We start from the raw sequence: 8,231 nt of genomic DNA, 5'->3' as shown, positions 1-8,231 counted from the left end.
GGCGAGGCCGCGCCGTCTCCGCGCCGCGCGCGCTCCGCGAGCGAGGGCTCTGCGAGCCAGGCCGCCTCCGGCGAGGCCGCGCCGTCTCCGCGCCGCGCGCGCTCCGCGAGCGAGGGCTCTGCGAGCCAGGCCGCCTCCGGCGAGGCCGCGCCGTCTCCGCGCCGTACGCGCTCCGCGAGCGAGGGCTCTGCGAGCCAGATCGCCTCCGGCGGGGGTGCCGCGACTCCGCGCCGTACGCGCTCCGCGAGTGACGGCTCCGCGAGCCAGCAGCCCGCAGCGCCCCGGGAGCGCCGCACCGGTCCGGCCCCGCGCTCCTCGGACGCCCCGTGGCACCACGCCCGCCCGGCCTTCGACGAGCCGGACGACAAGACCCCCGAGCCGCCGGCCCAGCCGAGCGGCGAAGCCGCCGCGCCCGAGAGCGCCGAGCCGCAGGCCGGCGCGACGAAGCCGCACGGTGACGGTCCTGCCGGCGCTGCCACCGAGGCTCCCGCGCAGGCGGAGCCCTCCGCCGGCGCGGCCCAGGACAAGCCGGCGGCCCGCGAGGCAGGCGCCGGTGCGACCCAGGGCGCTGCCTCGCCCGCCGAGCCGGGCCCCCGGCCCGAGGCCGGCGAGGCAACGGGCGCGTCCGCGTCCAGCGCGTCGCGCGGCGGCCCCGCCGCTGCCCTGGCGGCCGAGCCGGCGGGTCGGTCCGAGGCCGACGGCGCTGGTGCCGGCCGTGACGCCGGGCCGGGGCGCGAGCCCCGCCGGGCGTACGGCCCGACGCGCGAGCCCGCAGCACGGCCCGAGGCCGGTGAAGGACCGGCCGAGTCCGCGCCCGGGAGCGTCGAGCCGGCGGGTCGGCCCGAGGCCGACGGCGACCGGGCCGGCCGTGACGCCGGGCCGGGGCGGCAGCCCCGGGAAGCCGGAGAGGCCGACGGGGGCACCCCGAACGACCACGACACCCCCGCCGGAGGCGAACCCGCATGAGCAGCGGCACTCTCGACGTCGTCCTGCGCCTGCTCGCCGTCTTCGCCGCGTTCCTGGTGCTGCCGCTGGCCGTCGGGCAGACCGAGCACAAGGTGATGGCCCATATGCAGGGCCGCCTCGGGCCCATGTACGCCGGTGGGTTCCACGGGTGGGCCCAGCTCGTCGCGGACGGTGTGAAGTTCGCGCAGAAGGAGGACGTCGTGCCCGCCGGGGCGGACCGGCGGATCTTCCAGCTGGCGCCGGCCGTGGCGCTGCTGCCGTATCTGCTGGTGCTCGTCGCGATCCCCATCGGCCCCGGGAACGCCGTCGGGCAGGCGGTGGACGCGGGGATCTTCTTCGTGCTCGCCGTGATGGGCGTCGGCGTGCTCGGCTCCCTGATGGCCGGCTGGGCCTCGGCGAACAAGTTCTCGCTGCTCGGCGGTCTGCGTACCGCCGCGCAGCTGCTGGCGTACGAGCTGCCGATGCTGCTCGCGGCGGCGTCCGTCGCGATGGCGGCGGGCACGGTCTCGCTGCCCGGCATCGTGGACGCCTTCCACTGGTGGTGGGTGCCCTGGCAGATCGTCGGCGGCTTCGTCTTCTTCACCGCCGGGCTCGCCGAGCTCCAGCGGCCGCCGTTCGACATGCCGGTCGCCGACTCGGAGATCATCTTCGGTGCGTACACCGAGTACACGGGACTGCGCTTCGCGCTGTTCCTGCTGTCCGAGTACGCCGGTATCGTCGTGCTCTGCGGGCTTACGACCGTTCTGTTCCTCGGCGGCTGGCACGGTCCCTTCGGGGCCGACGGACTCGGCTGGCTGTGGACGCTGCTCAAGACCGCGGTCCTGGCCTTCGTCGTCATCTGGCTGCGGGTGAGCTACCCGCGGCTCCGCGAGGACCAGCTGCAGAAGTTCGCCTGGACCGTCCTCATTCCGCTCGCGCTGGCGCAGATCGCGCTGACCGGTGTCGTCAAGGTGGTGACGCAGTAGTGGCGATCCCCGGATCCGGCCTCGCCAAGGGCCTGGCCGTCACCCTCCGCACGATGACCCGGCGCTCGGTGACCGCCCAGTACCCCGACGTGCAGCCCGAGCTCGCCCCGCGCACGCGCGGCGTCATCGGGCTGTTCGAGGAGAACTGCACGGTCTGCATGCTGTGCGCCCGCGAGTGCCCCGACTGGTGCATCTACATCGACTCCCACAAGGAGACGATGCCCCCGGCCGCCCCCGGCGGCCGCGAGCGCAGCCGCAATGTGCTCGACCGGTTCGCCATCGACTTCTCGCTGTGCATGTACTGCGGCATCTGCATCGAGGTCTGCCCCTTCGACGCGCTGTTCTGGTCGCCGGAGTTCGAGTACGCCGAGACGGACATCCAGGACCTCGTCCACGAGCGGGACAAGCTCCGCGAGTGGATGTGGACCGTGCCCGAGCCGCCGGCGCTCGACCCGGCGGCCGAGGAGCCGAAGGAGATCGCGGCGGCCCGCAAGACGGCCGAGAAGCTCGCCGCCCAGCAAGCACAGGAACGACAGCAGCAGGAGGGAGACGCGTGAGCGCGCTCGCCGCCGCCCAGGCGCACGGGTTCCTCTCCACCTCCGGCGTCGAGATCCTCTTCCTCCTCACCGGCGTCGTCACCCTCGGCGCGGCGATCGTCACCGTCACCACCCGCCGGCTGGTGCACGCCGCCCTCTGGCTGGTCGTCGCGCTCGGCGGGCTGGCCGTGGAGTACCTGCTGCTGACGGCGGAGTTCATCGCCTGGGTGCAGGTGCTGATCTACGTCGGCTCGGTGGTCGTCCTGCTGCTCTTCGGGCTGATGCTCACCAAGGCGCCCATCGGCCGCTCCCCGGACGCCGACTCGGGCAACCGCCCGGCCGCCCTCGCGGTCGCCGTCGCGGCGGCCGCCGCGCTGGTATGGGTGGTCGTGGACGCCTTCCGCACCACCTGGATCGATCTGCGCGGCGCCCCCCAGGGGTCCACGAAGGTCTCCGGCGAGATCCTCTTCCGGCACTGGGTGCTGCCCTTCGAGGCGCTGTCCGTGCTGCTGCTCGCCGCGCTCGTCGGCGCGATCGTCCTGTCCCGCAAGCGCGGAAGCAAGCAGGGAAGCGAGGAGAAGCGCTGATGCATCTCGTCTGTCCGGCCGTCCTCGCCGCCCTGCTGTTCTGCACCGGCCTGTACGGCGTGCTGGCCCGGCGCAACGCCATCCTGGTCCTGATGTCCGTCGAGCTGATGCTCAACGCCGTCAACCTCAACCTGGTCGCCTTCGACGTGTGGCTGCGCGACACGCTCCACGCCGGCCAGGCGCTCACCCTGTTCGTCATCGCCGTCGCCGCCGCCGAGATCGGCATCGGCCTGGCGATCGTCCTGCTCGTCTACCGCAACCGCGGCACCGCCGACGTCGACCGGCTCCGCGACCTGCGCGAGGACGAGCCGGCAACCCCACCCGCCGACCGCGAGGAGAAGGCAGAGGCCGCCGCGTGAGCACCACGACCACCGCCGTCCTCGCCCCGCTCCTGCCGTTCCTCGGCGCCCTCGCCGGCCTGCTGACCGGTCGGCGCGCGCCCGGCCTGACCCGGCCGCTGGCCGTGCTGCCGACCGTGGCGGCCGCCGTGCTGACCGTGGTCGTCGCCTGGCGGCAGGGCGGCGGCGCGGCCATCGACGCCGCCACCCGGCTCACCCCGACCGGGTCCGTGCCCATCGACCTCGCCCTGCACCTGGACGGCTTCGCCGTCCTCGTCGCCGTGCTGGTCGGCGTCGTCGCGTCCTGCGTCCAGCTGTACTCGACGGCCTATCTGCGCGACGACCCGCGCTACCCCTCCTACGCCGCGCTGGTCTCCCTCTTCACCTCCGCCATGCTGCTCGTCGTCTACTCCGGCGACCTCATGGTGCTGCTGGTCGGCTGGGAGATCATGGGCATCTGCTCGTACTTCCTCGTCGGCCACTACTGGGAGACCGAGGCCGCCCGCGCCGCCTCGCTCAAGGCGTTCCTGGTCACCAAGCTCGGCGACGTGCCCTTCCTGATCGGCGTCTTCGCGCTCGCCGCCGATGCCGGGACGTTCCGGATCAACGGCATCCTGACCGCGGCCGTCTCCGGGCAGCTCGCGCACCCCACCCTCGTCGCGCTGCTGCTCCTGGCCGGCGTGGCGGGCAAGTCCGCGCAGTTCCCGCTGCACACCTGGCTGCCCGACGCGATGGCCGGCCCCACGCCCGTCTCCGCGCTGATCCACGCCGCGACGATGGTCGCGGCCGGCGTCTACCTCGTCGCCCGCCTGCTGCCCGTCTTCACCGCCTCCACCGCGGCCCTGGCCGTGCTCGCGGCGATGGCCGCGATCACCATGGTCGGCTCGGCCCTGGCGGCGCTGGCCCAGGACGACATCAAGCGCGTCCTCGCCTACTCGACGGTCGGCCAGCTCGGCTACATGACCGGCGCCCTCGCCGTCGGCAACCGGGGCGCCGCCGTCTTCCACCTCATCTCGCACGGCGCGTTCAAGGCCCTGCTCTTCCTCGCGGCGGGTGTCGTCATCCACGCCGCCGGCACGAACTCGCTCGCCGCGACCGCCCGCATGGGCGGGCTCGCGGGGCGCATCCCGGACGCGTTCTGGACGATGACCGTCGCCCTCCTCGCCCTCGCCGCCGTCCCGCCCTTCAGCGGCTTCTTCTCCAAGGAAGCCGTCCTCGGCGCCGCCGAGCACGCCGCCGGCGGGCACGCGGCCGGCATCCCCTCCGCGATCGGCTGGACCGTCCTCGTCGCCGGCCTGCTCACCGCCGTCCTCACCGCCGCCTACGCCACGCGCCTGTGGCTGCTCGCCTTCCGCGGCAGCGGCCCCGAGGCCACCGGCCACGGCCGCGAGCCGCTCGCCATGAACGCCGTGCTGTGGGTGCTCTTCGTCCCCACGGCCGCGCTCGGCCTGGCCGCCTGGAAGCTGCCGCACTGGTTCGACGGCCGCTCCCTCACACCGACCGCGACCACCTCGGTGATCTCCACCGGCTGCGCCCTCGCCGGTGCCCTCGCCGTCTACGCCGCCTGGCGCCGCACGCACGCGCTCGCCGCCCGCACGCCCATGGGCGCCGTCGCCGCCGACCCGGAGGCGGCCCCCGCCGTCTCCGAGGCCGAGGCCATCGCCAGCCACGTGGCCGCCTACGGCCACATCGCCGGCGCCACCGACCCCGCCGACCCCGGCCGGACCCTGCTCGGCCCCCTCCACCGGCACGCGGCCACCGGCTTCCACCTCGACGCCGTCTACGCCGCCCTCTTCGTACGGCCCGTGCGCGCGGCCGCCGGCCTCGCCCGTTTCCTGGACCGGGAGGTCGTCGACACGTACGTCCGCGCCGCCGCCACCGCCCCCGGTCTGCTCGGCGCCGCCGTCCGCCGGGCCCAGACCGGCAACGTGCAGACCTACCTCGGCGCGCTGGTCGCCGGCTCCGTCGTCCTGGCCGTCGCCGCCGTCCTCGTAGCCACGGGAGCCTGACCGTGAGTCATGCCGTCATGCAGTCCCTCCTCGCTGCGATCGTCCTGCTCCCCCTCCTCGGAGCCGTCGCCGCCCTGCTGCCCGCCCCGCCCGGGCTGAAGGGCCGCGGCCCCGACCAGGCCGTGCTGCGCCACGGCGTCACCGTCACCGGCGTCGTCCTCGCGCTGTCCGTCGCCCTCGCCGCCGGCTTCGACCACGACCACCCGGCCCGCATGCAGGCGACCACCGACATTGGCTGGATCCCCGCCATCGGCGCCCGGATCCACCTCGGCGTGGACGGCGTCTCGCTGCCCCTCCTCGTCCTGACCGCGCTGCTGACCTTCCTCTGCGCGCTCTACAGCTACTTCCGCCGGCCCGACGGCCCGTCCCCCAAGGCGTTCGTCGCGCTGGTCCTCGTCCTGGAGTCCGGCACCCTCGCGTCCTTCGCCGTCCTCGACCTGCTGCTGTTCTTCCTGGCCTTCGAGACGGTGCTCGTCCCGATGTACTTCCTCATCGCCCGCTGGGGCGGTGCCGGCAGGGAGCGCGCCGCCTGGCGGTTCATCCTCTACACGCTGCTCGGCTCCGTGGTGATGCTGCTCGGCCTCCTCCTCATCGGCATCAAGGGCGGCACCTTCGACATGGTGGCGCTGGCCGGCGCCAAGGGCGCGGGGCTCAGCCACACCACGCAGATCGTCGCCGTCGTCGCCATCGGCCTCGGACTCGCCGTCAAGGCCCCCATGTGGCCGCTGCACAGCTGGCTCCCCGACGCCCACACCGCCGCCCCCACCGTCGGCTCGGTGCTGCTCGCCGGCGTACTGCTCAAGATGGGCACCTACGGGTTCGTCCGCATCGTCCTGCCGATCACCCCCGACGGCGCCCACTCCTTCGCGCCCTACCTCGCCGCCTTCGCGGCCGTCGGCATCGTCTACGGCTCCCTGGTCTGCCTCGCCCTCGCCCGCCGGGGCGCCCGGGGCGACCTCAAGCGGCTCATCGCGTACTCCTCCGTCGGCCACATGGGCTTCGTGCTGCTCGGCATCGCCACCCTCACCCCGACGGGCGTCAACGGCGCGCTGTTCGCGAACATCGCGCACGGCCTCATCACCGGCCTGCTCTTCTTCCTCGTCGGCGCCGTCAAGGACCGCTACGGCACCACCGACCTCGACAGCCTCGCCGGACGCACCGGCGCCGCCCTCTACGGCCGCGCCCCGCGCCTCGGCGGGCTGCTCGCCTTCGGCGCCGTCGCCTCCCTCGGCCTGCCCGGCCTGGCCGGCTTCTGGGGCGAGATGCTCGCCATGTTCGGCTCCTTCCGCCCCGCCGACGGGCTCAGCCGCCCCGCCTACCTGACCTTCATGGCCCTGGCCGGCCTCGGCACCCTGCTGACGGCCGCCTACCTGCTGGTCGTCGTGCGGCGCGTGTGCATGGGCGGCGACGGCGAGGAGAGCGCCCCGGTGCACGCCCCCGCCCTCCCGGACGTCCGCTCGTACGAGTTCGCCGCCTGGACCCCGCTCGTGGCCCTCACCGTTCTCGCCGGACTCTGGCCCGCGGCCCTCCTCGGCCTCACCGACCCGGCCGTTCAGCAGCTCCTCCGAGGAGGCAAGTGATGGACTCCCTCGCCGGACCCCTCGCCGGAGGGGCCCTGGTCCAGTCCGTCGACTGGCTCGCGATCGCCCCGCCCACGATCACCGCGCTCGTCGCCCTGGTAATCCTCGTCGCCGACCTCTTCCTGCCCGAGGCCCGCAAGCCGCTCCTCGGCCGGACGGCCGTCGGCGGCCTGCTCCTGGCCGGCCTCGCACTCCTGCCGCTGCTGCACGGCGACCGCTCCACCTTCTGCCTCACCAGCGGCACACACGCGTGCAGCTACACCGCCGACCGCTTCACGCTCGTCATCCAGTTCCTCGTCATCGGCGGCGCCCTGCTCACCGCGCTGCTGTCCCTGCACGCCGTGGAGGACATGAGGCTGCCGGCCGGCGAGTACTGGTTCCTGCTGCTCTCCTCCGCCGCCGGCGCCGCCCTGCTGCCCGCCTCCCGCGACCTCGCCACCCTCGTCGTGGCCCTGGAGGTCGCCTCGCTGCCCGCCTTCGCCCTCGTCGGCCTTCGCCGCGGCGACGCACGCTCCTCCGAGGCGGCGCTGAAGTTCTTCCTGTCGTCCGTCACCGCGACGGCCGTCACCCTCCTCGGCGTCAGCTTCGTCTACGCCGCCACCGGCACCCTCCACCTGACCCAGGTCGCGACCGCGCTCGGCCACGTGCCCGCGCAGCTCGCCGTCCTGGCGAAGACCGGCGTCGCCCTCACCCTCGTCGGCTTCGCCTTCAAGACGGCCGCCGTCCCCTTCCACTTCTGGGTGCCCGACACCTACGTCGGCGCGCCGCTGCCGATCGCCGCCTATCTGTCGGTCATCGGCAAGGCGGTCGGCTTCACCGGCCTCATCCTCGTGACGGTCGTCGCCTTCCCGTCCTACGCCGACGTCTGGGGCCCCGCGCTGGCCGTCCTCGCCGCGCTCACCATGACCGCCGGCAACGTCGCCGCCCTCCGCCAGCGCCCGGACCGCGCCCACAGCGCCGTACGCCTCCTCGCCTGGTCCTCCGTCGGCCAGGCGGGCTATCTGCTCGTGCCCGTCGCGGCCGCCGGCTACGCCCACGACCCGGCGCACGCCGTCGGCTCCACCGTCGCCTACGCGCTGATGTACGCCGCCGTGAACCTCGGCGCCTTCGCGGTCGCCGCGCTCGTCGCCCGGACCAGCCCGGACAACCGCCTGGCCGACTACCGCGGCCTCCACGCGGCCAGGTCGGTCTCCCGGACCCGGGCCAGCAGCTCCCGGAACGTCGGGTCGCCCGAGGTGTCGGTGCGCAGC

Annotated in this window: 7 protein-coding genes and 1 pseudogene; all 8 read left to right on the top strand. The window is 74.4% G+C overall.

The features are described from left to right. Positions 1-966: pseudogene (locus tag AB0K09_RS25175) on the top strand (NADH-quinone oxidoreductase subunit C); the annotation flags it as partial. Next, a complete protein-coding gene (locus tag AB0K09_RS25170) occupies positions 963-1,931 on the top strand; it encodes a complex I subunit 1 family protein (RefSeq protein WP_366067652.1) in 969 nt (322 codons plus the stop codon). The pseudogene AB0K09_RS25175 and the gene AB0K09_RS25170, both read left to right, overlap by 4 nt. Positions 1,932-1,984: 53 nt before the next feature. Next, positions 1,985-2,488 carry an NADH-quinone oxidoreductase subunit I gene (locus AB0K09_RS25165; RefSeq protein ID WP_366067654.1) on the top strand — a complete coding sequence of 168 codons (504 nt, stop codon included), beginning with the start codon at positions 1,985-1,987 and terminating at the stop codon, positions 2,486-2,488. After that, positions 2,485-3,054 carry an NADH-quinone oxidoreductase subunit J gene (locus tag AB0K09_RS25160; protein ID WP_366067651.1) on the top strand — a complete coding sequence of 190 codons (570 nt, stop codon included), beginning with the start codon at positions 2,485-2,487 and terminating at the stop codon, positions 3,052-3,054. Before AB0K09_RS25165 ends, AB0K09_RS25160 begins: the two co-directional genes overlap by 4 nt. Further along, positions 3,054-3,413, top strand: coding sequence for an NADH-quinone oxidoreductase subunit NuoK (gene nuoK, locus AB0K09_RS25155; protein ID WP_366067649.1), 360 nt, complete (start codon positions 3,054-3,056; stop codon positions 3,411-3,413). The genes AB0K09_RS25160 and nuoK overlap by 1 nt, the downstream gene beginning before the upstream one ends. Then, positions 3,410-5,401, top strand: a complete 1,992-nt coding sequence (locus tag AB0K09_RS25150; protein WP_366067648.1) for an NADH-quinone oxidoreductase subunit L — start codon at positions 3,410-3,412, stop codon at positions 5,399-5,401. The genes nuoK and AB0K09_RS25150 overlap by 4 nt, the downstream gene beginning before the upstream one ends. Positions 5,402-5,418: 17 nt before the next feature. Then, positions 5,419-6,981, top strand: a complete 1,563-nt coding sequence (locus AB0K09_RS25145; RefSeq protein WP_366067653.1) for an NADH-quinone oxidoreductase subunit M — start codon at positions 5,419-5,421, stop codon at positions 6,979-6,981. Then, positions 6,981-8,231: NADH-quinone oxidoreductase subunit N (locus AB0K09_RS25140; protein ID WP_366067647.1), on the top strand; the 1,251-nt coding region annotated here is incomplete at its 3' end. The genes AB0K09_RS25145 and AB0K09_RS25140, both read left to right, overlap by 1 nt.

It is taken from the genome of Streptomyces sp. NPDC049577 (assembly GCF_040675635.1).
Taxonomy (GTDB): domain Bacteria; phylum Actinomycetota; class Actinomycetes; order Streptomycetales; family Streptomycetaceae; genus Streptomyces.
The sequence above is the reverse complement of the archived record's forward strand: the minus strand, read 5'-3'. Positions and strand labels throughout refer to the sequence as shown.

Coding starts and splice junctions, on each gene's coding strand:
- AB0K09_RS25145 (WP_366067653.1), top strand. CDS start 5,419: ATGCAGTCCCTCCTCGCTGCGATCGTCCTGCTCCCCCTCCTCGGAGCC.
- AB0K09_RS25165 (WP_366067654.1), top strand. CDS start 1,985: ATGACCCGGCGCTCGGTGACCGCCCAGTACCCCGACGTGCAGCCCGAG.
- nuoK (WP_366067649.1), top strand. CDS start 3,054: ATGCATCTCGTCTGTCCGGCCGTCCTCGCCGCCCTGCTGTTCTGCACC.
- AB0K09_RS25170 (WP_366067652.1), top strand. CDS start 963: ATGAGCAGCGGCACTCTCGACGTCGTCCTGCGCCTGCTCGCCGTCTTC.